The sequence below is a fragment of the Sphingomonas psychrolutea genome (assembly GCF_014636175.1).
Classification (GTDB): Bacteria; Pseudomonadota; Alphaproteobacteria; order Sphingomonadales; family Sphingomonadaceae; genus Sphingomonas; species Sphingomonas psychrolutea.
Genome location: NZ_BMDW01000010.1, coordinates 22,936 through 45,026 on the forward strand (window position 1 = coordinate 22,936; position 22,091 = coordinate 45,026).

General features: G+C 64.8%; 21 protein-coding genes and 1 tRNA gene. 10 read left to right on the top strand and 12 right to left on the bottom strand.

The annotated features are described in order from the left end of the window. Positions 1-30: 30 nt before the first annotated feature. Both IEV62_RS09505 and IEV62_RS09510 read left to right on the top strand, forming a co-directional pair. Positions 31-107, top strand: a tRNA-Arg gene (locus IEV62_RS09505). Positions 108-243: 136 nt separating this feature from the next. Further along, a complete protein-coding gene (locus IEV62_RS09510; protein ID WP_188446850.1) occupies positions 244-1,533 on the top strand; it encodes a sugar MFS transporter in 1,290 nt (429 codons plus the stop codon). A gap of 4 nt (positions 1,534-1,537) precedes the next feature. Here the strand turns inward: IEV62_RS09510 and IEV62_RS09515 are convergent, their stop codons facing one another. The 9 genes from IEV62_RS09515 to IEV62_RS09555 all read right to left on the bottom strand — a co-directional run bounded on the left by IEV62_RS09515 (position 1,538) and on the right by IEV62_RS09555 (position 10,735). Further along, positions 1,538-2,887 (bottom strand): ATP-binding protein, encoded by a 1,350-nt coding sequence (locus tag IEV62_RS09515; protein WP_188446852.1) that lies wholly within the window; start codon positions 2,885-2,887, stop codon positions 1,538-1,540. A 90-nt stretch (positions 2,888-2,977) separates the two neighbouring features. Continuing rightward, positions 2,978-3,742 carry a 3'(2'),5'-bisphosphate nucleotidase CysQ gene (locus IEV62_RS09520; RefSeq protein ID WP_188446853.1) on the bottom strand — a complete coding sequence of 255 codons (765 nt, stop codon included), beginning with the start codon at positions 3,740-3,742 and terminating at the stop codon, positions 2,978-2,980. Next, positions 3,739-5,649: a sulfate adenylyltransferase subunit CysN gene (cysN, locus tag IEV62_RS09525; RefSeq protein ID WP_188446855.1), complete on the bottom strand. Its 1,911-nt coding sequence runs from the start codon at positions 5,647-5,649 to the stop codon at positions 3,739-3,741. Before cysN ends, IEV62_RS09520 begins: the two co-directional genes overlap by 4 nt. Before the next feature lie 111 nt (positions 5,650-5,760). Continuing rightward, complete coding sequence (gene cysD / locus IEV62_RS09530; protein ID WP_188446857.1) at positions 5,761-6,663, bottom strand: sulfate adenylyltransferase subunit CysD; 903 nt, start codon at positions 6,661-6,663, stop codon at positions 5,761-5,763. A gap of 69 nt (positions 6,664-6,732) precedes the next feature. Continuing rightward, positions 6,733-6,951 carry a hypothetical protein gene (locus tag IEV62_RS09535; protein WP_188446859.1) on the bottom strand — a complete coding sequence of 73 codons (219 nt, stop codon included), beginning with the start codon at positions 6,949-6,951 and terminating at the stop codon, positions 6,733-6,735. Positions 6,952-7,039: 88 nt separating this feature from the next. Next, positions 7,040-8,056 (bottom strand): arginine N-succinyltransferase, encoded by a 1,017-nt coding sequence (gene astA, locus IEV62_RS09540; protein WP_188446861.1) that lies wholly within the window; start codon positions 8,054-8,056, stop codon positions 7,040-7,042. Beyond that, on the bottom strand, positions 8,053-9,261 hold the full coding sequence (locus tag IEV62_RS09545; protein WP_188446863.1) for a hydrolase: 1,209 nt from the start codon (positions 9,259-9,261) through the stop codon (positions 8,053-8,055). The genes astA and IEV62_RS09545 overlap by 4 nt, the downstream gene beginning before the upstream one ends. Next, positions 9,258-9,740: an RNA pyrophosphohydrolase gene (locus tag IEV62_RS09550; RefSeq protein WP_188446865.1), complete on the bottom strand. Its 483-nt coding sequence runs from the start codon at positions 9,738-9,740 to the stop codon at positions 9,258-9,260. Before IEV62_RS09550 ends, IEV62_RS09545 begins: the two co-directional genes overlap by 4 nt. Next, positions 9,737-10,735 (bottom strand): alpha/beta hydrolase, encoded by a 999-nt coding sequence (locus tag IEV62_RS09555; RefSeq protein WP_188446867.1) that lies wholly within the window; start codon positions 10,733-10,735, stop codon positions 9,737-9,739. Before IEV62_RS09555 ends, IEV62_RS09550 begins: the two co-directional genes overlap by 4 nt. Positions 10,736-10,769: 34 nt before the next feature. Here IEV62_RS09555 and IEV62_RS09560 point away from each other — a divergent pair, with 34 nt between their 5' ends. From IEV62_RS09560 to IEV62_RS09575, 4 genes are read left to right on the top strand one after another with little or no spacing between them, the layout of a single operon-like run. Next, a complete protein-coding gene (locus IEV62_RS09560) occupies positions 10,770-11,705 on the top strand; it encodes a histone deacetylase family protein (RefSeq protein ID WP_188446869.1) in 936 nt (311 codons plus the stop codon). Positions 11,706-11,750: 45 nt separating this feature from the next. Further along, positions 11,751-12,149, top strand: a complete 399-nt coding sequence (locus IEV62_RS09565) for a GxxExxY protein (protein ID WP_188446871.1) — start codon at positions 11,751-11,753, stop codon at positions 12,147-12,149. A 43-nt stretch (positions 12,150-12,192) separates the two neighbouring features. Next, entirely contained in the window at positions 12,193-13,566 is a 1,374-nt protein-coding gene (locus IEV62_RS09570; protein WP_188446873.1) for a cryptochrome/photolyase family protein, read from the top strand. A 43-nt stretch (positions 13,567-13,609) separates the two neighbouring features. Then, a complete protein-coding gene (locus tag IEV62_RS09575) occupies positions 13,610-14,806 on the top strand; it encodes an SAM-dependent methyltransferase (RefSeq protein WP_188446875.1) in 1,197 nt (398 codons plus the stop codon). On the opposite strand, the gene IEV62_RS09580 is transcribed toward IEV62_RS09575, so the two are convergent. Next, a complete protein-coding gene (locus IEV62_RS09580) occupies positions 14,803-15,513 on the bottom strand; it encodes an SDR family NAD(P)-dependent oxidoreductase (protein WP_188446877.1) in 711 nt (236 codons plus the stop codon). The two genes, IEV62_RS09575 and IEV62_RS09580, sit on opposite strands and share 4 nt — an antisense overlap. A 134-nt stretch (positions 15,514-15,647) precedes the next feature. Then, a complete protein-coding gene (gene purF, locus IEV62_RS09585; protein ID WP_188446879.1) occupies positions 15,648-17,120 on the bottom strand; it encodes an amidophosphoribosyltransferase in 1,473 nt (490 codons plus the stop codon). 280 nt (positions 17,121-17,400) lie between these two features. Here purF and hisI point away from each other — a divergent pair, with 280 nt between their 5' ends. The 4 genes from hisI to IEV62_RS09605 are packed head-to-tail and all read left to right on the top strand — an operon-like array spanning position 17,401 to position 20,571. Continuing rightward, entirely contained in the window at positions 17,401-17,763 is a 363-nt protein-coding gene (gene hisI, locus IEV62_RS09590; protein WP_188446880.1) for a phosphoribosyl-AMP cyclohydrolase, read from the top strand. Beyond that, positions 17,760-18,275 carry a hypothetical protein gene (locus IEV62_RS09595; RefSeq protein ID WP_188446882.1) on the top strand — a complete coding sequence of 172 codons (516 nt, stop codon included), beginning with the start codon at positions 17,760-17,762 and terminating at the stop codon, positions 18,273-18,275. Before hisI ends, IEV62_RS09595 begins: the two co-directional genes overlap by 4 nt. A 41-nt stretch (positions 18,276-18,316) precedes the next feature. Further along, positions 18,317-18,745 carry a MerR family transcriptional regulator gene (locus IEV62_RS09600; RefSeq protein WP_188446884.1) on the top strand — a complete coding sequence of 143 codons (429 nt, stop codon included), beginning with the start codon at positions 18,317-18,319 and terminating at the stop codon, positions 18,743-18,745. Positions 18,746-18,768: 23 nt separating this feature from the next. Continuing rightward, the gene (locus tag IEV62_RS09605) at positions 18,769-20,571 is read left to right on the top strand and encodes an acyl-CoA dehydrogenase C-terminal domain-containing protein (protein ID WP_188446886.1); all 1,803 of its coding nucleotides are present in this window, start codon (positions 18,769-18,771) and stop codon (positions 20,569-20,571) included. 214 nt (positions 20,572-20,785) lie between these two features. Here IEV62_RS09605 and IEV62_RS09610 read toward each other — a convergent pair whose 3' ends face one another. Then, entirely contained in the window at positions 20,786-22,060 is a 1,275-nt protein-coding gene (locus IEV62_RS09610) for a cell wall hydrolase (protein WP_188447023.1), read from the bottom strand. Positions 22,061-22,091 lie beyond the last annotated feature (31 nt).

Sequence of the window (22,091 nt, forward strand, 5' to 3'; positions counted from 1 at the left end):
GCAAAGATGCCTCTAACAGCGCCTCTCCACGCACCCATAGCTCAGCTGGATAGAGCATCAGACTACGAATCTGAGGGTCGGGCGTTCGAATCGCTCTGGGTGCACCATTTCCCTACATTCCAAATTGCGGCGCATGCGGATTGCGTGCTCATTCGTATGCGCTTGGATCGACACGCCGGATGCTATCCGGCTAAGCGTGATCAAAGGCCCCGACGGATCGAGGCCGGGTGAGGGGATTATGATATGGCGCTGACTTCGGGCACTGTTGCCCAGCCGAGCGACGCGGCCGCAGGGGATACCGGGGTGAATGCCCCGGATCTGCAAGTTTTCGTCTTTGCGCTGTTTTTCATCTTCGGCGGCATCACCAGCCTGAACGATGTGATTATCCCCAAGTTGAAAGACTTGTTCACGCTCAATTATTTTCAGGCGCTGCTGGTGCAGTCGGCGTTTTTCGCGGCCTATTTCATTTTTTCGATTCCTGCCGCCGCGATCGTGCGCAAGGCGGGCTATCTGCGGTCCGCCTCGATCGGGCTGGCGATCATGACGGCGGGCTGTCTGTTGTTCATTCCGGCGTCGCAATCGGGCACGTTCGGCGTGTTCCTGTTCGCGCTGTTCGTACTCGCGGCGGGCATCACCATGGTGCAGGTGGTTGCCAATCCGCTCATTTCGTTGCTCGGCAAACCCGCAACCGCGCATAGCCGCCTGACCTTTGCCCAGGCCTTTAACTCGCTTGGCACCACAATCTTCCCGATTGTCGGCGGATATCTGATCCTTGGCAGCCTTGCGCGGGTCGACCCGGCGACGCTGTCCGGCGCGGCGCTCGACGCCTATCGCACGGCGGAAACACAGGTCGTCGTTAATACCTATCTGGCGCTCGCACTCGCGCTTGTCATCGTGGCGGGCGTCGTATGGACGCGGCGCAACCGCTTGCCCAATGTCGTCGAAGATAGCGGCAGCGTCCTGCGCGCGTTCAATCTGTTCGCGCGACCGCGCTTCGGTTTCGGTGCTGCGTGTATTTTCCTCTATGTCGGGGCCGAGGTCGCGATCGGTTCGCTGATCGTCAGCTATCTTGTCCAGGCGAACGTTTTCGCCATCGGTGCCGGCGCGGCATCGGCCTATGTCGGCTTTTACTGGGGCGGTGCGATGATTGGCCGCTTCATCGGAACGGTCGTGCTGCGACTGGTTTCGCCGGGCAAGGTGCTGGCTGTCGTGGCGGCGGGATCGATTACGCTGATCCTGATTACGGCCAACACCACGGGGCAAATTGCGGGCTGGTCCCTGCTGGCGATCGGATTGATGAATTCGATCATGTTCCCGACGATCTTCTCGCTCGCCAGCGAAGGATTGGGCAAGCGCGCAGCCGAAGGATCGGGGATCATCGCAATGGCGATTGTCGGTGGGGCCGTCATCCCGCCGCTGACTGGCCTAATCGCGGATGCAAGTAGCCTCCGGTTCGCGCTGCTGCTCCCCGCACTGTGTTATGGCCTGATCGCGGCCTATGGGTGGTTCGCGCGCAGGCCGGTCGCCGTATAACCGGTCAGGCGGTCGGCGGGGCCGCGGGCAGGACGACCGTGACGCGCAGGCCGCCGAGCGGCGAATTGCCCGCCTCGATCCGCCCGTGATGCGCCTCGACGATCGCTTGCGCGGTGGCGAGGCCCAATCCCGATGTGGTGACCGATTCGCCCGGTGCCTTGGTCGTGCGGTAAAACGGCTCGAACAGTTGCTGGGCGAGCGCCACGTCAACGCCCGGTGCGCTGTCATCAATGATCAGCCGCCAGGCGTCTCGCCGCCCCTCCAGCCCTAGTGAAATGCGGCCGCCGGCCGGCGTGTAGCGCAGGCTGCTTTCGATCAGCGCAGTGAACAATTGCTCGATCCGCGCGCCGTCCCATTTGACCAGGACGGTCGTGGCCGGCAACGCGCCGGTTTCGAGCGACACCTGCTGCAGTTTCGCACGGCGGCCATTGCTCCACACCGCATTGTGGATCAGCGCGACCGGATCGACCGTGCTGTAGGTAACGGGCAAGCGCCCGAGATCGGCGAGCGCGACGGCGTGGAGATCCTCAGCCATTTCCGCCAGGCGGCGGACGCGCTCGGTCACTTCGGCAAAGGCTTCGGGGTCGCTTGGCGCGGCCTGGTCGGCAAGGCTCGCCAATTTGGTGCCGAGCGCGCGAACCGGGACACGCAACTCTTCGGACACGGCCACCAGCCACGTTCTGCGGGCGGATTCGAGCCGATTGAACTGGCGTGCCACGCGCCCCAGATTCCGCATCGTTGCGCGCGTTTCGGCCGGGCCGGTCTCGGTTAACTCGGTGTCGAAATCACCTTGCGCGATCGCGCGGCTGGCGCGGAACAACGCCATTTGCGGGCGCGACCAGTGGACCGCAATCCAATAGCCCGCCAGCAGCAGCAACAGAAATATCGCTGTCATCGCGATCATGATCCCGATCAGCTGATCGCGCACGAACGCGAAGCTTGCCGTTGTGGAGGCACGCGGCCCGACGATCTTGGCGATCGCGACGGAACGCCCGTCGATCATGACCGGGCGCTCAAGCCTTACGCCTTCGCGATCCGGCTGCGCACCCGCCAGGAATTTTCCATCGGGCGCATAGAGCGCGATGCGGCCGCGCAGCGGTGGCGGCGGGTCGCCCGGCCGGCTGTTATCGTCTAACACATTTTGTGTGAATTGGAGCGCGGCCCGCGCTGGAGTCCCGCCCTGCATCCCGGTCGCGATCAGGGATGCGAAGGCAGCGAGCGATTGCCGGTCCTGCGAATCCAGATAGGCTTCGTGGCCGCGCTGAAGGCTGACGACGAGCAGGCTTCCGGGGAACGCCGCAGCCAGCAACGCCTCCCCGGCAAGCAATAGGAACAGGCCCGAAAATAGTCGCACCGCGATGTTCTCCCCCGAGACGCGCGACCCAACGCTGGGCTGCGCTTACCGTGGATCACCCGCCGGAACAATCATCCCTATTGCGGATCGCTATCCCACCACGGGAATTGTCTCGGCCACCGCCGCCAGCACTTGCGCGGCATATTCCGGGCGGCAGATCAGCACATCGGGCAGCAACGGATCGCGGCAATTGTAGACGAGCGTAGCGCCGTCGATGCGCGAGGCATGCAGCCCTGCCGCCAGTGCGACCGCGACCGGCGCGCAATTGTCCCACTCATATTGGCCGCCGGCATGGAGGTAGATTTCGGCATTGCCGCGCACCACGGCCATCGCCTTGGCACCCGCCGACCCCATCGGCACGAGCTCGGCCCCGATCGCCTCGGCGACCCGAAGCACGATCGGATGCGCGCGCGAACGGCTGACGACCATGCGCGGGCGCAGCGGCGCGGGGGGCAGGACATCGGGCCGATCGTTGCTTGCGAAAACGAGATTCTGGGCCGGGAGGGCGACCGCGCCGGTCACCGGGACCCCATCGATCGCCAAGCCGATATGCACCGCCCAGTCATCGCGGCGTTCGCGAAATTCGCGCGTCCCGTCGAGCGGATCGACCACCCAGACGCGGCTGGCGGCGCAGCGCGCACCATCGTCGGCGGCTTCCTCCGACAGGATGAAATCCTCCGGCCGGGCGGCGCGGAGCAAGCGCTGGATCAGCGTATTGGCATCCTTGTCGCCGCGGTCGCCGAGTTCGGCATCGGGACAGGCCCCAGCCACGCACAAGCCGCGCAGCACCGCGCCCGCCGCGAGCGCAACCGAACGCGCGAGCTCGGCGTCGTTTTGGTCAGAGGTCTGGGTCATAAATTGGGACTCCATACGCCCATGATATGCTCGACGATCCGCTCCGCCGCCGCTTCCGGGGTTTCGCGGGTGGTGTCGATGCGGATGTCGGGTTGTTCGGGCGCTTCATACGGGCTCGAAATGCCGGTGAAATTGGCAATCTCGCCGCGCCGCGCTTTGGCATACAGGCCCTTCACGTCGCGCGCTTCGGCCTCGGCCAGCGGGGTGTCGACGAAGATCTCGACGAAATCCCCCGGTAGCATCGCGCGCACCATGTCGCGCTCGGCGCGGAACGGCGAAATGAAGGCGCTGAGCACGATCAGCCCGGCATCGGTCATCAGCTTGGCCAGTTCGCCGATGCGGCGAATATTCTCGACCCGGTCGGCATCGGTGAAGCCGAGATCCTTGTTGAGGCCGTGCCGCACATTGTCGCCATCGAGCAGAAAGGTGTGGCGGCCAAGCGCAAAGAGCTTCTTTTCGACCAGATTCGCGATCGTCGATTTGCCCGACCCGGAAAGGCCGGTGAACCACAACAAGCGCGGCGTCTGGCCCTTTTGTGCGGCGTGCGCTTCGCGGGTGACGTCGATCGCTTGCCAATGGACGTTCTGCGCGCGGCGCAGCGCGAAGTTGAGCATGCCCGCCGCAACCGTCGCGTTGGTGCCGCGGTCGATCAGGATGAAGCCGCCGAGATCGGCGCCGTCCGCAAACGGCTCGAATACCAGAGCGCGGTCGGTATAGATTTCCGCGACGCCGATATCGTTGAGGCCAAGCGTCTTGACCGAAAGTTCGGCCAGCGTGTTGACGTCGATCGCGTGGCGCGGCTCCTGCACCGTCGCCGAAACGGTCTGGGCGCCGAGCTTGAGCCAGTAGGAGCGTCCGGGCAGCAGCGGCGTCTCGGCCATCCACACGAGCGTCGCCTGAAATTGCTCGGCGACGTGCGGCGGATCGTCGGCGGTGGCGATCACGTCGCCGCGCGAGCAATCGACTTCGTCGGTCAGCGTGAGCGTGACCGACTGGCCGGCCACGGCTTCGTCAAGGTCGCCGTCCATCGTGACGATCCGCGCTACGGTGGTGGTGCGGCCCGAGGGCAGGATGCGGACCGGGTCGCCGGGCTTGACGCTGCCGCTGGCGATGAGGCCAGAAAATCCCCGGAAATCGAGATCGGGCCGGTTGACCCATTGCACCGGCAGTCGGAACGGGCGGGCCTGCGCTGCGTCGGCCTCGACATCGACGGTTTCGAGATGCTCGATCAGCGTCGGGCCAGCATACCACGGCATCGCGGCAGACGCGGTCGCGACATTGTCGCCGGCAAAGCCCGAGATCGGGATGGCGGTGAAGTGCTCGATCCCGATCGCACTGGCAAAGGCGCGATAATCGGCGACGATCGTGTCGAACACGCTCTGATCATACCCGACCAGATCCATCTTGTTCACTGCCAGCACGACATGCCGCAGCCGCAGCAGCTTCACGAGGAAGCTGTGCCGCCGCGTCTGCGTCAGCACGCCCTTGCGCGCATCGATCAGGATGACGGCGGCGTCGGCGGTCGAGGCACCCGTCACCATGTTGCGGGTGTATTGCTCGTGCCCTGGCGTGTCGGCGACGATGAACTTGCGTTTTTCGGTCGCGAAGAAGCGATAGGCCACGTCGATCGTGATGCCCTGCTCGCGCTCGGCGGCGAGGCCATCGACCAGCAGCGCGAAATCGATATTCTGCCCCTGCGTGCCGACACGCTTGCTGTCGTCCTCGAGTGCGGCGAGCTGATCGGCGAAGATTGCGCGGCTGTCGTAGAGCAAGCGGCCGATCAGCGTTGATTTGCCGTCATCGACCGATCCGCAGGTGATGAAGCGCAGCAGCGACTTGCGCTGATGCTGGGCGAGATAGGCGGTGATGTCGGTGGCGATGAGCGAGTCCGGGGTGTAAGTCGTCATTGCCCAACTCCGTCATCCCAGCGAAGGCTGGGATCTCGTGGTATCGCGCGCCGGTCGATGCGGCGCGATACCCCAGCCTTCGCTGGGGTGACATGAAGTGTGCCCTTCATGTCAGAAATACCCCTCCGCTTTTTTCTTCTCCATGCTGGCGGACTGATCGTGATCGATCGCGCGACCTTGCCGTTCGGAGGTGGTGGTCAGCAGCATTTCCTGGATCACCGCGGATAATGTTCTTGCTTCGCTCTCCACCGCACCACTCAGCGGATAGCAGCCGAGCGTGCGGAAGCGGATCGAGCGTTCGACCGGCACTTCGCCTGAAGCAAGCGGGAAGCGATCGTCATCGACCATCAACAACATCCCGTCGCGCTCGACGGTCGGACGCGGGGCGGCGAGGTAGAGCGGCACGATTTCGATGTTCTCCGCCAGAATATATTGCCAGATATCGAGCTCGGTCCAGTTCGACAGCGGGAACACCCGGATGCTCTCACCGCGCTCCTTTTTAGCGTTGTAGAGGTGCCACAGCTCGGGCCGTTGCGCTTTCGGATCCCAGCGGTGGTTGGCCGAGCGGAAGCTGAAGATGCGCTCCTTGGCGCGCGATTTCTCCTCGTCGCGCCGCGCGCCGCCAAAGGCAACGTCGAATCCGCCGGCGGTGAGTGCTTGCTTGAGCCCTTCGGTCTTCCACAGGTCGGTATGGCGGCTGCCATGGTCGAACGGGTTGATCCCCAGCCGCTTGGCCTCGGGGTTTTGGTGGACGATCAGCTCCATCCCCGCATCGGCGGCGGCGCGCGCGCGCATTTCGTACATCGCGCGGAATTTCCACGTCGTGTCGACATGCAGCAGCGGGAAGGGGGGCGTGCCGGGGAAGAACGCTTTCTTGGCCAAATGCAGCATCACTGCCGAATCCTTGCCGACCGAATAGAGCATCACCGGGCGCTCGGCCTCGGCAACGACTTCGCGCAGGATGTGGATGCTTTCGGCCTCAAGGCGCTGAAGATGGGTGAGGGCAACGGTCATGGTCCGCTGCAGATAGTGCAGAAACGCCGTCGTGCGATCAACTAATCCTGTTGGCGCCTAAAGTTCGCGTCAAAGCGCGGCGTTGCGCTCGACCGAATCGAGGATCCGCGCGCCCGCCATGAACACCGCGATCGGGCAGACGGCGAACAACAGCCAGCCGCCGAAGCCGGGATATTGGTCGAGGTAATGCACCCCGCGCTCGACCGCGCCGAGCGCGAGCGCGTAAATCACCGCGAACGCTTCGAACTTGTTCTTGATGACGAACAGGCGGGAGAATTTGATCCACATGCCAGAATCTTAAGCAAGCAGCGGGCCAATCGCGGTTCCGTGCGGTTGCGCGTTAAGAAACGTGGTTACGTGTCAATTAACCCGACACTTACGCGCGCGCGACATGGCTGATCATATCGTCTTCGCCGACACCGAGTGCGGCCGCAGCCTCGCGCCCCAGCACCACGCCATCGGCGCTTGCCCGGATCGTCGCGTAGGCGCAGCGGAAATCGGCGAGCAGGCCACGCGCCACCAACGCTGCATCGCCGCCATCGTCGTCGATCGCGACGATGCGTGCCGGTTGCGCATCGCGGATCGTGCGGACTTGATCGGTCTTGGCGATCATCGTCGGACCACCGTCGAAGATGTCGACATAGTTTTCATACGCGAATCCTTCGTTCTCAAGCATCCGCATCGCCGCCCGGCCCGAAGGGTGCGGCAGGCCGATCACCGCGCGCGCGCTTTCGGGCAGCATCGCGATGTAGATCGGGTGCTTGGGGAATAAATCGGCGATGAACTGGTGCCCGCGCACCGCGTTGAATTGGTCGGCGTCCTGAAAATTCATCCCGAAGAAGCGCCCGGCGAGGCCGTCCCAGAAGGGCGAGCCGCCCGCCTCGTCGATGATCCCGCGTAGCTCGGCGAGGATCCGGTCGGCAAAGCGCGCACGGTGCTGCGCGATGAACAGATAGCGCGCGCGGGCGAGCAGCATCCCGAGGCCCCCGGCGCGTTCGCCCGGATGCAGGAACAGCCCGCCGACTTCGCTGCACCCCTCCAGATCGGTGGTCAGCCCGAGCATGTCGGCGCGGAAGGTGCGGCCGAGCTCCTTGCTATGCTGCGTCAGCGTCCCGAGCCGGTAGCTGTAAAAGGGATAGCTTTGCCCGACATGGGTGAAAATCTGGCACGTGCCGCGCACCTCGCCGGTCGCGGTGTTTTCGAGCACGAGCACGAACAGGTCGTCGGCCTTGGCGTCGTCGCTGCGCGCGAAGGCGGCGGCGCTGCGCACCAGCTTGATCTTGAGCGCGGCGCGATCGGGCGGCAAATTGGTAAAACCGCCGCCAGTCAGCTTTGCCATTTCGTAAAGCGGTTGCAGGTCGCTGTCGCGCGCGGCGCGGATCACGAAGGTCACAGGGCACCCTTTTCGGCTATGCGCAGGATCGTCAGCGCAGACAGAGCGGCGCGCTCGGCGAGCGACGCGACGATCAGAAATTCTTGCGGAGAATGGATCGCCCCGCCGCGCGCGCCCATCGTATCGACAACTGGTATGCCGCACGCGGCGATCGTATTGCCGTCGCACACGCCGCCGGTCGCGCGCCAGGCGATGTCGAGCCCGAGAGCGGCCCCGCACTCCTTGACCAAAGTGAACAGCTTGGCCGCACCGGGGTCGATCGGTTTGGGCGGGCGGTTGAAACTACCGTGGACGGCGATGTGGACGTCATGGAGCGTCGCGACCTCGGCGGTGATCCGGTCGAGGGCGGCTTGCGCGCGGTGGATTTCGGCGTGGTCCTGCGGGCGGAAATTGATTCGCAGTACCGCGTGATCAGGCACGACATTATTCGGCCCACCGCCCTCGATTCGAGCCGGATTCACCGCCAGCGTCGGCGATCGGAGCGCGAACAGTCGTACCGCCAGGTCCGACGCGGCAACGATCGCGTTGCGGCCTTCGTCGGGGTTGCGCCCGGCATGCGCGCTCTTGCCCGTCACGACGATCGAGAAATTCCCGGTCCCGCCGCGCGCGCCCGCGAGCGTGCCATCGGGCAGCGCGGGTTCGTAGGTCAGCGCCGCAATCTTCCCGCGTGCGGCGTCGGCGATCAGGCGCGTGGAGGAGAAGGAGCCGGTTTCCTCGTCGGAATTGATTACGACTTCATAGCCGATCCGGTCGGCGAGCGGGCTCGCTTCGACCGCGCTTAGCGCGGCAAGCATCACCGCGAGGCCGCTCTTCATGTCCGCGACGCCGGGGCCGCCCAGAGTGCCCTCATCCAGCCACGTCAGCATCTGGAAGGCGTGATCGATCGGGTAGACCGTGTCCATATGCCCGGTCAGCAGCAACTGGATCGGTGCCTCCGGGCGGACCACCAGATGCAGATGCTTGCCGTGATCGAGCACCGCCACCGCGCCATCCGCGCCGACACTCTCGGCAGTGTCGCCGGCCACCAGCGCGATTTCACCCGGCAAGACGCCGAACGCTTCGACGAGCATGGCCGCCACTTGTGCGAGGCCAGTGAGATTGCGCGTGCCGCTGTTCACCGCGGCCCAGCGCTCGACTTGCGCGAGCATCGATTGCGCCCCCACGTGGGTAACCGCCGCGCGCTCGATCTGGCTCAGTCCGGTCATCGCGCCAAATGTGGGGCGAACGCCGCCAACACCTCGCGGTAAAGCTGCTGCTTGAACGGCACGATGACGTCGGGAAGCGTTTCGGGTGCGATCCAGTCCCACGCCTTGAACTCGGGGTGGGCGGTGGCGATGTTCACGTCGGCATCATCGCCCAGGAAGCGGAACAGGAACCAGCGCTGCCGCTGGCCGCGCCACTTGCCCTTCCACACCTTGCCGACCAGATCCTCGGGCAGATCGTAATAGAGTTCCTCGGCCGCGACCGCGATCAGTTCGACGTGCGCGGGCGCGATCCCAGTCTCCTCGCCGAGCTCACGCAGGGCGGCGATTTCGGCATCTTCGCCATCATCGATCCCGCCCTGCGGCATTTGCCACGCCTCGACCATCGCATCGATCCGCTGTCCGACGAAGACCTTGCCGTCGCGATTGAGCAGCATGATCCCGGCGCAGGGGCGATAGGGGAGGCTCGTCGGGTCGCTCACGCTGCCGCGCCGTCCGCCGCTTGGGCCATGACTCGTGCGCCTTCTGCTTCGGCGATGACGAGCTTCGCTGCCGTCAGTGCCGCCGCAACATCGCCGACCGACGAAGGGATTGCCTTGCGCAGCGTGATGAAGCCGTGGATGTTGCCGACGGCCTCGCGATACACGGTCGCGACGCCGGCTTGGGCGAGCGCGGCGGCATAAGCGCGGCCCTGGTCACGGATCGGGTCGAGGCTGGCGGTCACCACCACGGCTGGCGGCATGCCGGTGAGATCACCCTTCAGCGGCGAGGTGCGGATATGCGACGCCTCCGCCTGATAGGCGGCATTGAACCATTCCATGCTGTCGCGGGTCAGCAGGAAGCCGTCGGCGAACTGGCTGTAGGACGGGTATTCCTGCGTCGTGTCGGTCGCGGGATAGAAGGGCAGCTGCGCGATCACCGGCACGGCGGCGGGCGCATCGCGGAGTGCCATCGCCACCACGATCGCGAGGTTGCCGCCTGCGCTGTCGCCGCATGTCACCAGGCTGGTGACCTTGCGCCCGAGTGCCGCCGGGCTGCCCGCCGCCCAGCGCGCCGCCGTTTCGCAATCGTCGGGAGCCGCGGGCCAGACCGCTTCGGGCGCGAGTCGGTAATCGACCGCCAGCACCGGAAGATCGAGCGTGCGCGACACTTCAGCACAGAAGCTGGCATGCGTGTCGAGATCGCCGATCACGAAGCCGCCGCCGTGGAAGAACAGCACGATCGGCCCCGGCAGGCGGCTTTTGGCCACGTCGAACAGCCGCGCCGGAATGGCGCCCGCGGGTCCGGGGATCGTCAGATCGGTGATCGTGCCGAGATCGCCCACCGGCGGATCAGCGATGTCCTTCATCGCGGCATAGGTTGCACGCGCCGCCGGGGCTTCGAGCTGGTGCATCTTCGGGCCGGGCAGGGCGTTGAGAAAGGCGAGAAAGCCCGCGACATCGGGGCGCACATAAGGATCGGTCAAGCATCTCTCCATTGGTCTGAGCCAGCGTCGCGCCTACCTAAGCGTGATGATCACGGTCGTCCATCACCCAGCCTATGTCGCCGCCGGGCAAAGCGCCAATCCGAGCCAACTCAGCAAGAACGCCGCGATCCGCGATCTGTTGCGCGCTGAGGGGGCAGCGATCCACTGGCACGAGCCCGAGGCGATGCCGCCGCGCTGGATCGAGGCAGTGCACGATCCGGACTATGTCGCCGAAGTGATCGCCGCGCGCGTGCCGCGTGAAAAGGAGCGGCGGATCGGTTTCGCCGTGACCGCCGCGGTCGCGGCGCGCGCGCAAATGGTGCCGGGCGGGACGTGGCTTGCCGGGAAACTGGCGCTGGAGCGCGGATTCGCAGCGAACAGCGCGGGTGGCAGTCACCATGCACTTGCCGCCACGGGGGCCGGCTATTGCGTGCTCAACGACCTCGCGATCGCGGCGGTGCGCCTGCTCGAGGAAGGCGACGTTGCGCGCATCCTGATCGTCGATTGCGACGTGCATCAGGGCGATGGCACTGCCGCGCTCACCGCCGGACGCCCCGGCATCGCGACCTATTCGATCCATGCCGAGAAGAACTTTCCGGCGCGCAAGGCGCGATCGACGCTCGACGTGGCGTTGCCGGACGGGACGGGCGACGCAGCGTATCTGGACATGCTGGCCGCGACGTTGCTGCCGATGCTCGACGCGTATCGCCCCGATCTGATCCTGTATCAGGCGGGGATTGATCCGTTGGCCGATGACCGGCTCGGGCGTCTTGCGCTGACGAATGCGGGGCTGGTGGCGCGCGAAACGCTGGTCGCTCGCGCCGCCCGCGACCGCGGCATCGCGCTCGCGAGTACCGTGGGGGGTGGATACGGTGCGGACATCGCTACGCTTGCCGCCGCGCACGTCCGCGCGATTTTGACGTTGGGGGCGGTGCTGGTGCCGAGGAACGCCGCATTTGAGACGGTGCCATCGGTCGAGTAAGGCTTTCTCGCACGAAGACACAAAGACACAAATGAAGGGAAGGCAGTGAGCGAAGCTCTTGAAAAGTTGGCTAGCACTGCCGTCGATTGTGGGTTCCAATTGCATCAAGCGCTTGGGCCGGGCCTTCTCGAATCGGTCTATGAGGCTTGCTTGACCAAAAGCCTGTGCGATCGCGGACTCTTCGTCGAGCGCCAAAAGCCGGTGCCGATCCGATTTAACGGAATCGTGCTTGAAGAGGGGGTTCGCGCGGATTTGCTTGTTGAAGGGCAGCTGTTGATCGAGCTGAAATCGACCGAACATTATGCGCCGGTTCATTCCAAACAGGTCATCACCTATTTACGTTTGATGGATCTCCCGCTCGGTCTATTAATGAATTTTGGTGCAGCGACTTTCAAGGACGGGATCAGGCGTCTGATCAATAATTACGCAAGCCCTTTCCAGTGAGAGTCCTCTTTGTGCCTTTGTGTCTTTGTGCGAGCCATTTTTCTTGACTAACCCCATTCTCCTCTGGCTGCGCCGCGATTTGCGGCTGGCTGATCAGCCAGCCTTGCTCGCCGCGATCGCGGAGGGGCCGGTCATCCCGGTCTATATCCTCGATGATGCGACCCCGAAACACTATGCGATGGGCGGCGCGTCGCGCTGGTGGTTGCAGCACAGCCTTGCCAGCCTCGATGCGGCGCTGCGCGCGAAGGGCTCGCGGTTGATCCTGCGGCGGGGCGAGAGCGATGTGGTGCTGGCCGCGATCGCCGAGGAAACCGGGGCGACGCGCGTCCACTGTATCCGTCACCACGAACCGTGGTGGCGCAATGCCGAGCGCGCGGTGGCGAAGCGGCTCGATCTCGTCTGCCACGACGGCAATTACCTGTCCTCGCCCGGATCGATCACCACCGGCAGCGGCGGGCAGTATAAGATCTTTACGCCGTTCTGGCGGGCGCTGAAGACCACGATGCCGCCACCCCACCCGACCCACGCCCCGACCGATCTTCCTGCGCCAGCGCCCTGGCCGAAAAGCGATACCCTCGCCGATTGGAATTTGCTGCCGACCAAGCCCGACTGGTCGGCCGGGTTCGGTGAGGAATGGACCCCGGGCGAGGACGGCGCGCGTGCCCGGTTGACCGCCTTCAAACGCCATGCTGCCCAATATGGCGAAACCCGAAACTTACCGTCGATCGAGGGCAGTTCGCGCCTGTCGCCGCATCTCCACTTCGGTGAGGTTTCGGCCGCGCAAGTGTGGCACGCGGTCGCCGATGCGGGCGGATCGGTCGATACCTTCCTCGGCGAAATCGGCTGGCGCGATTATGCGCAGAACATCATCCGCGAATTTCCTGATTACGGCTCGAAAAATGCCCGCGACACGCTCAATGCGCTGCCGTGGCGGACGGGCGCGACCGCCGACGCCGACCTGCAAGCGTGGCAGCAAGGCCGCACCGGCTATCCGATCGTCGACGCCGGGATGCGCCAGCTCTGGGCGACCGGCTGGATGCACAACCGTGTCCGGATGATCACCGCGAGCTTCCTGATCAAGCATTTGTTGATCGACTGGCGTGTAGGCGAACGCTGGTTCTGGGATTGTCTGGTCGATGCCGATTACGGGTCGAACGCGGTCAATTGGCAATGGACCGCGGGCACGGGAGTCGATTCGAACATGTTCGTGCGAATCATGGCGCCGCTGGTGCAATCGCCCAAATTCGATGCAGGCGCCTATATTCGGCGCTGGGTGCCGGAATTGTCGGGCGTGCGCGGTGAGGCGATCCATGATCCCGACGAGGCGGGGTTTCGCCCGCGCGCCTACCCCGCCAAGATCATCGGCCACCGCGAAGGCCGCGAGCGCGCATTGGCAGCGGTGAAGCAACAACGCTGAAACCCCGTTGCGGCGCGCAGCCGTCGGTGCGAGGGGGTGCGCGATGTTAGGGGCCTTCGCGACACTGTTTCACCGCTTGCTCGACCGGATCGATGCGGGGCTGGCCCACGGGTCACTCACCGTAACGACGCCGGATGGGCGCGTGCGGCTGCTGGGCGGGCGTGCGCCGGGGCCGGAAGCTGTCGTCGATCTGCGTAGCTGGCGGGCGTTGCTGCGCCTTGCCACGGGCGGATCGGCCGGCTGGTATGTCGCCTGGTCGAAAGGCGAATGGGCCAGCCCCGATCCCACCGCGCTGTTCGAGCTGTTCATGCGCAATAGCCGGACGCTCGGGAAGACTGCGCGCTCGGGCGGGGCGATCCGTATTTTGCGTCGATTACGGAACAGCTTACGGCGTAATTCTCGCACCGGTTCGCGGCGCAATATTGAATTCCACTACGATCTGGGGAACGATTTTTACGCGCTTTGGCTCGATCCCGGCCTGACCTATTCGAGCGCGCTGTTCGACGAACCGATTTCGCCGGCGCAAAGCCTCGAATCGGCGCAGGCGACCAAGATCGATGCGATGCTCGACCGGCTCGCGGTCGAACCGGGCGACACGATCCTGGAAATTGGCTGCGGGTGGGGCAGCTTTGCCGAGGCGGCGGCGCGGCGCGGCCTGGCGGTCCATGCGATTACGCTATCGGCCGAGCAGGAGCGGGCGGTGGCTGACCGCAGCGCGGCGGCGGGGTTATCGGGTGTGACGGTGTCGCGCACCGATTACCGCGATGTCGTCGGTCAATACGACGCGGTGGCCAGCATCGAGATGGTCGAGGCGGTCGGCCAGGACTATTGGCCCGCCTATCTCGCCGCGGTCGCGCGCGCGTTGAAACCGGGTGGCCGTGCGGCGATCCAGTACATCGCGATCGATGACGCGATCTTCGAGGCGTACGCCGCCAATGTCGATTTCATCCAGCGCTTTATTTTCCCCGGCGGAATGCTGTTGTCGGAAAGCCGCTTTCGCGCGCTGGCCGAGGCAGAGGGCCTCGAATGGACCGACCACCGCACCTGTGGCCTGCATTATGCCGAAACGCTCAGGCGGTGGCGGATCGCGTTCGATGCGGCCGTCGCTGCGGGACGATTGCCCACGCAATTCGACCGGCATTTCATCGACTTGTGGCGCTATTATCTGATGTACTGCGAAGGGGGGTTTCGGGGGCAGGGGATCGATGCCGCGCAGGTAACGCTGGTGAAACGCGCTTAGCCGACCCGTTCGAAATGCCCGGTCGTGAAATCCTCGACCAGCAACGCCACGATCCGATCGGCGACGACTGACGGTTCCTTGACCGATTTCGGGTCTTCGCCGGGATAGGCCTTATGCCGCATTGCCGTACGCGTCGCGCCCGGGTCGATGATCGCGGTGCGGACCTTGCTGATCTGCTCCATTTCGTCGCCATAGGCGGCAAGCAGGGTCTCGAACGCCGCCTTGGAGGCACCGTACATGCCCCAATAGGCACGCGGATTGCGGGCGACGCTGGAGGTCAGCCCGATCACCCGACCGTGCGCCGATTTGCGCAGCATCGGATCGAACGCGGCGATCATGGCGGCTTGTGCACTGACGTTGAGCGTCAGGATTTGCGCCATTTCCTTGGGATCGATCGCCGGAACCGCGCCGAGCTGCCCCAGCATGGCGGCGTTGAGCACGAGAATGTCGAGTGCGGGCCAGCGCTCGCCGATCGCGCTGCCCAGCCGCGCGATGCTGTCGGTCTCGGTCAGATTGAGCGGCGCGATCGTCGCCGAACCACCGGCGTCGAAGATTGCGTTCTCGACATCCTCCAGCCCCTTGGCGGTGCACGCGGTCAGCACAACATGCGCGCCTGCCGCACCCAAAGCGAGCGCCGTTGCCGCACCGATTCCCCGGCTGGCACCCGTGACGAGCGCGATTTGGTTGGCGAGAGGTTTGTCGGTCATTCCGCTAGGCTCCATCTTGAAGCCCCTCGCCTTCAGGGGAGGGGTTGGGGGTGGGGCCGTGCCTCAAACGCAGCCTTGGACTCGCGGAGAGGCCCCACCCCAGCCCCTCCCCTGAAGGGGAGGGGTAATGTCTGTCAAATCACCCGTTCAGCCAGCAACGCGAATTGATCGACCGACGATACGTCGTCCTGGTCGGTCAGCGTCGTCGGGTAATCACCGGTGAAGCAGGCGTCGCAATGGCTTGGACGGATGGCGTTGCGCTGCGGGTCGCCGAGCGCCTTGTAGAGGCCATCGATCGACACGAAAGCGAGGCTGTCGGCCTTGATATAGGCGGCCATTTCTTCAAGATTCTTGGTCGCGGCGAGCAGTTTGGCGCGCTCGGGCGTATCGACGCCATAGAAGCACGAATGCGCCGTCGGCGGGCTGGCGATGCGCATGTGTACCTCGGCCGCGCCCGCTTCGCGCATCATTTCGACGATCTTGAGGCTGGTGGTGCCGCGCACGATCGAATCGTCGATCAGCACGACGCGCTTGCCCGCGATCAGCGCACGATTGGCGTTGTGCTTCAGCTTGACGCCAAGGTGACGGACCTTGTCGCTCGGCTGAATAAAGGTGCGTCCGACGTAATGCGAGCGGATGATGCCGAGCTCGAACGGGATGCCCGATTGCTGGGCATAACCGAGCGCGGCCGGCGTGCCCGAATCGGGAACGGGGATGACCAGATCGGCCTCGACCGGGCTCTCGATCGCGAGCTGCGCGCCGATCGCTTTGCGCACGGTATAGACGCTGCGGTCCTCGGAGATCGAATCGGGCCGCGAGAAATAGACATATTCGAAGATGCACGGGCGCGGCGCTTGTGGCGCGAACGGGCGGTGCGAGGTGATCTCGGTGCCCTTGACCATCACCAGCTCACCCGGGTCGATCGAACGGACGAAGGTCGCGCCAACGACATCGAGCGCCACGGTTTCGGAGGCGAAGATGACAGCGCCCTCGCTGCCCGGCGTATCGAGCCGGCCCATTACGAGCGGACGGATGCCGAGCGGATCGCGGCACGCGATCATGCCCTCCGGCGTCATCACGATCAGCGAATAGGCACCTTCGACGCGTTTCAACGCATCGATGAACTTGTCGACGACGGTGCGGTAATTGGAGGTGGCGACAAGGTGGATGATCGTTTCGGTATCGCTGGTCGACTGAAAGATCGACCCGCGCCGCACCAGATCGCGCCGCAGCCGCATCGCGTTCGACAGATTGCCGTTATGCGCGATCGCAAAACCGCCCGAGGCGAGATCGGCATAAAGCGGCTGGACGTTGCGGAGTGCGGTCTCCCCGGCCGTCGAATAGCGCACATGCCCGCACGCCACCGTGCCGCGCAGCGGGACCATCACCTCTTCGCGGTCGAAGTTGCCGGCGACGTGGCCCATCGCGCGGTGGGTGTGGAATTCGGCACCGTCGAAACTGGTGATGCCAGCCGCCTCCTGCCCGCGATGCTGCAACGCGTGCAGCCCGAGGGCAACCAGTCGTGCGGCATCGGTCGCACCGGAAATTCCGAAAATACCGCACTCTTCGTGCAGCGTGTCGTCTTCGTGGGGGTTCGTGGTCAGCATGACGCCCTTCAGGGGGGGGAGTAGAGCTTCGAGGAGGCATATAGGGGCGCAGGCCGGGTTTGTCGCGCTTTTGTCACACGCGCGAGAGCGATTGGTCGCATTGGTAATTTCGCGTTTGATTGCAGCGGTTTGCAGAGTGCGATGATCGGTATTGGCAAGGCTCGCCACCCGCAATGGTGGTTAAGGCGCGGTGATCGTGGGGACGCAGGCGCTGCGGTGAGACGATTCGCAACCGCCAGCCGGGGTGACGCGCGCCTGCGAAGGGCGCTATGCCCATCCCATGCCTGACTCCCGTGAAACCACGCTCGACCTTGATCCGAAGTACGATGCCGCGGGGCTGATCACAGCCGTTGCGACCGATCGCAACACCGGCGAGCTCCTGATGCTCGCGCATATGAATGCCGAGGCGCTCAAGCTAACGGTGGAGACGGGCGCGGCGCATTTCTGGTCGCGCAGTCGCGCGGCGTTGTGGAAAAAAGGGGAGACGTCGGGCAACATCCTGCACGTGACCGAAATCCGCATCGATTGCGATCAGGATGCGGTGTGGCTGATCGTCGATCCGGTCGGCCCCGCCTGCCACACCGGCGCGCGCAGTTGCTTCTATCGCCGGATCGAGGGCGATCGGTTGGCGCTGGTCGAGTGAAGCGCACCGCACTTCTGGCCGTGCTGATGCTGGCGGCCTGCCATCGTAGCGATCCCAAGCCTCCGGCCGCCACCGCGACGCCGCAAGGGTTGGAGGCGGCCGCGATCCAGGCGGGCGTCATGCCCGATCCCGCCAATACCGACATCACCGGACTCTACGCCCGCGAGAGCGATCGGATTTGCATCGTGCCGACCGCGACGGCGTACCGCATCGGCGTTTTCGTCGATTATGACGAACAGCAACATTGTGGCGGCGCAGGCATCGTCACGCGAGTCGGTGAAACGCTGCATGTCACGCTTGGCCGGGGCAGCGAGGCCAGCGCGTGCAGTTTCGACGCGCGCTTCGAGGGCGACCGGATCGTCTTTCCGGCTCGATTACCGGACGCGTGCCAGAAGGTCTGCGTCGGACGGGCCTCGGTCGCGGCATTGGATGTTGTTCGGCTCAGCGAGTCGGTTTCGGAGGCGTCGACGCTGCGCGATGGCAAGGGTCGGCTGCTGTGCGCAGGCGGCTGATGCGCTTGACGTTGACGTAAAGGGCACTTAGATAAAGTGCCATGTCTAGCAGCGCCGCTTACGCCGTCATTGATCTGCACCCGGACCGCGATCACTTCTCGATTTCGGACCTGTCCGCCGAATTCGGCGTCACCGCGCGCGCCTTGCGTTTCTATGAAGACGAGGGCCTGATCGCACCCGAGCGCCGGGGCACGGCGCGCATTTATTCGCAACGCGATCGTGCACGGCTGGCGTGGATTTTGCGCGGCAAGCGCGTCGGCTTCAGCCTTGGCGAAATTCGTGAAATGATCGATTTGTACGACATTGGCGACGGCCGCCAGGTACAGAAAGCGACCACGATCGCGCGTTGCCGCGACCGGATGACGCTGCTCCAGTCACAAAAATACGATATCGATGCGGCGATCGAAGAGCTCACCGATTTTGTCACCCTGCTTGAAACCAACGGCGCGCAAGGCCGCCTGAAGGACTGAATTCCCCCTTCCAAGGACTAATCATGCCAAAATATACCCCTCCCGTCCGCGACACGCGCTTCATTCTCGATCACGTCATCGGCCTGCAAAGCCATGCCAATCTTCCCGGTTTCGCCAATGCGACGCCCGACGTGGTCGATGCCGTGCTCGACGAAGGCGGCAAATTCGTCGCCGAAGTGCTGTTCCCGCTCAACTATTCGGGCGATCAGGAAGGCTGCACGCGGCATGCCGACGGATCGGTCACCACGCCGGCCGGTTTCAAGAAAGCCTATCAAGCCTATGTCGAATCGGGCTGGGGTACGCTGTCCGCACCCGAGGAATTTGGCGGGCAGGCGATGCCGCACGTCGTTTCGACCGCGTTTCTCGAATATATGAGCTCGGGCAACATGGCGTTTGCGATGTATCCGGGCCTGACGCACGGCGCGACCGCCGCGTTGCTGGCCAAGGGATCGGACGACCAGAAGGCGAAGTACGTCCCCAACATGGTCAGCGGCAAATGGGGCGGCACGATGAACTTGACCGAGCCGCAATGCGGCACCGATCTCGGGCTGATCCGGACCCGCGCCGAGCCGCAGGCGGATGGTTCGTGGGCAATCACCGGCACCAAGATTTTCATTTCCTCGGGCGAGCATGACTTGACCGAGAACATCATCCACCTCGTGCTGGCAAAGACGCCGGGTGCGCCGGAAAGCTCGAAGGGCATTTCGCTGTTCGTCGTGCCCAAGGTGCTGGTGAATGACGATGGGTCGCTGGGCGCGCGCAACGCCGTCTCGTGCGGATCAATCGAACACAAGATGGGCATCCACGCCAATTCGACGTGCGTGATGAACTACGATGGCGCGACCGGCTGGCTCGTCGGCGATGAGATGAAGGGCCTCGCCGCGATGTTCATCATGATGAACGCGGCGCGTCTCGGTGTCGGATTGCAAGGGCTGGGCGTTGCCGAAGTCGCGTATCAGAACGCAGTGCACTATGCCGGCGACCGTCGCCAGGGTCGCGCGCTGACCGGCGTGAAGGAGCCGAACGAGAAGGCCGACACGCTGTTCGTCCATCCCGATGTGCGCCGGATGCTGATGGAAGCCAAAGCGCTGACCGAGGGCCTCCGCGCACTCTGCCTGTGGGGTGCGCTCCAGGCCGATCTCGAACACGCCGCGCCAAGCGACGAGGAGCGCCAGCTTGCGGGCGACTTGCTTGGCCTGCTGACCCCGGTGATCAAGGGCTATGGCACCGACAAGGGCTATGACATCGCGACCAATGCGCAGCAGGTCTATGGCGGGCACGGCTACATCGCCGAATGGGGCATGGAGCAATATGTCCGCGATGCGCGGATCGCGATGATCTATGAAGGCACGAACGGCGTGCAGGCGATGGATCTGGTCGGGCGCAAGCTCGCACAGAATGGCGGTCGCGCGGTGCAGGCGCTGTTCAAGGTTGTCGCCGACGATGTCGCGGCCGCCAAGGGCGATCCCGCCACTGCCGATTTCGCGGCTGCGCTCGAAAAGGCCAATGGCGAATTGCAGCAGGCGACGGTCTGGTTCCTGCAAAATGGCATGAAGAACCCCGACAATGTCGGCGCGGGCGCGCATAGCTACATGCATCTGATGGGGATCGTTGCGCTTGGCCTGATGTGGCTGCGGATGGCTTCCGCCGCAGCCCGGCTGAAGGCGGCGGGCGAGGAGGATCCAGCGTTCCTCGATGCCAAGCTGGTAACCGCGCGCTACTTTGCCGAGCGCGTCATGCCCGAGGCGGGCGCGCTGCGCCGCAAGATCGAAGCAGGTGCCGAGGCGATGATGGCGCTGCCACCGGAGATGTTCGAAGCGGCGTGAGGCTGTAATCCTCCCCCGGGAACCGGGGGAGGGCGTTGGAGCTTTGGCCAGCCCCCGGCTGGACAAGATCGTGTCCGGGGGACACGATCTCGCTCCAACGCCTGAGCCTTCAGCGAAGGGTGGAGGGGGTCTATCCGCGAGCGCCGCGCTCGCGGATAGACCCCCTTCGTCTCGCTACGCTCGCCACCTTCCCCGGTTCCGGGGGAGGATCATGCTATTTCCCCTCGGATACCGGCGTTGCCTTCGCCGTCGGCCCTTCAATCTTACGCCGCACACCTGCGAGTTCCGGGACCGTTGCCACCGCCGGCGAAGCGCGAGTCGCGCCGGGCAGCGCTTCCAGTCTGAAGCTCTCGGCGCTGCGCCCCGTCGGCACATAGATCTGCTGCTTCATGCATTGCGACGAATCCGCGCGGCGGAACTCGGTGCAATTCCACAGCGCTTTTTCAAAACCGCTCGCGCGGTCGCGCAAATAACTGAACGCCATCGCTTGAATTTGCGCGGGCTGGAGCGGCAGCGCGGCGGGCGTTTTGGCTTTGTCGGCCCATGCCATCACCTTGCAATAGGGCCGGTCGCCACAGGTTCGCGCCGCAAGTTGCGCAAAGCCGTCGGGCGAAATCCGCTTGGTGTCGAGCGTCAGCAGGAAGCTGTTCTCTTCGCTCGCCAGCGCGGTCGGCAGCGGTGTCGCGGCGGCGACGGGATCGACGTACAAATCCTCGCTCGTCGCCAGCGTGATCGCCCCCTTATGCGCATCCGAATAAGCGGCGAGCGCGGCGATTACGGGTTCGTCCGCCGAGACATGGCGGTTGAACGCGGGCGGCGTGCCCCACCAGCCGGTCCAGCGAAAGAACAAATGCGTGTTGACCGCGGCGATCTTGTCGAGGCTCGACTGCCAATAGGGCACGACCCAGTCGGTATGGTAATGCGTCGCATAGCCGACGGGTTTGTACACCGCCCCGGTGAGCGAAGCAGTTGCGACCTGGCGTGCGCGGACCCATTGCGCGTCGACCCAGCGATGCCGCACCAGCGCATCGTCGCAGGTGAAGGTGAATTGGCACCCGGTCGATCGCTCAGCCCCCTGGAAAACGACTCCGCAAATCGTCTTGGGGAAAGCAGGGTGGCGCACGCGATTGATGACGACTTGCGCGACCGCGCGTTGCCCGGCGGGGTCGTCGCCCGCTTCGTACAGCACCGCCGCGGCCATGCAGTCGATCGCGCGTGCGCGCTGGATGTCGTCGCCGGGGAATTTAAAGGGGCGGGCGGCGGGGTTGGGGCCGTCGACGAACGGCACGGCGGCGTTGAAGGCGCGGGCGTCGGCGGGCTCAAGATCCTGAAAGGCAACCGGCTCGACCGGCGGAAGTTCGGCCTTTGACACGATCCGTTGCGGTACTGCGCGGGGCGCGCGGTGGCGCGCGACCGGTGGCGCGGTCAGGACGATCAGCGTCGGCGCGCCGATCGCCAGCGCGGCAATCGCCACAATGACGCCGCGCACGGCGCGACCGGGAGGCGCCTGCGGCGTGCGT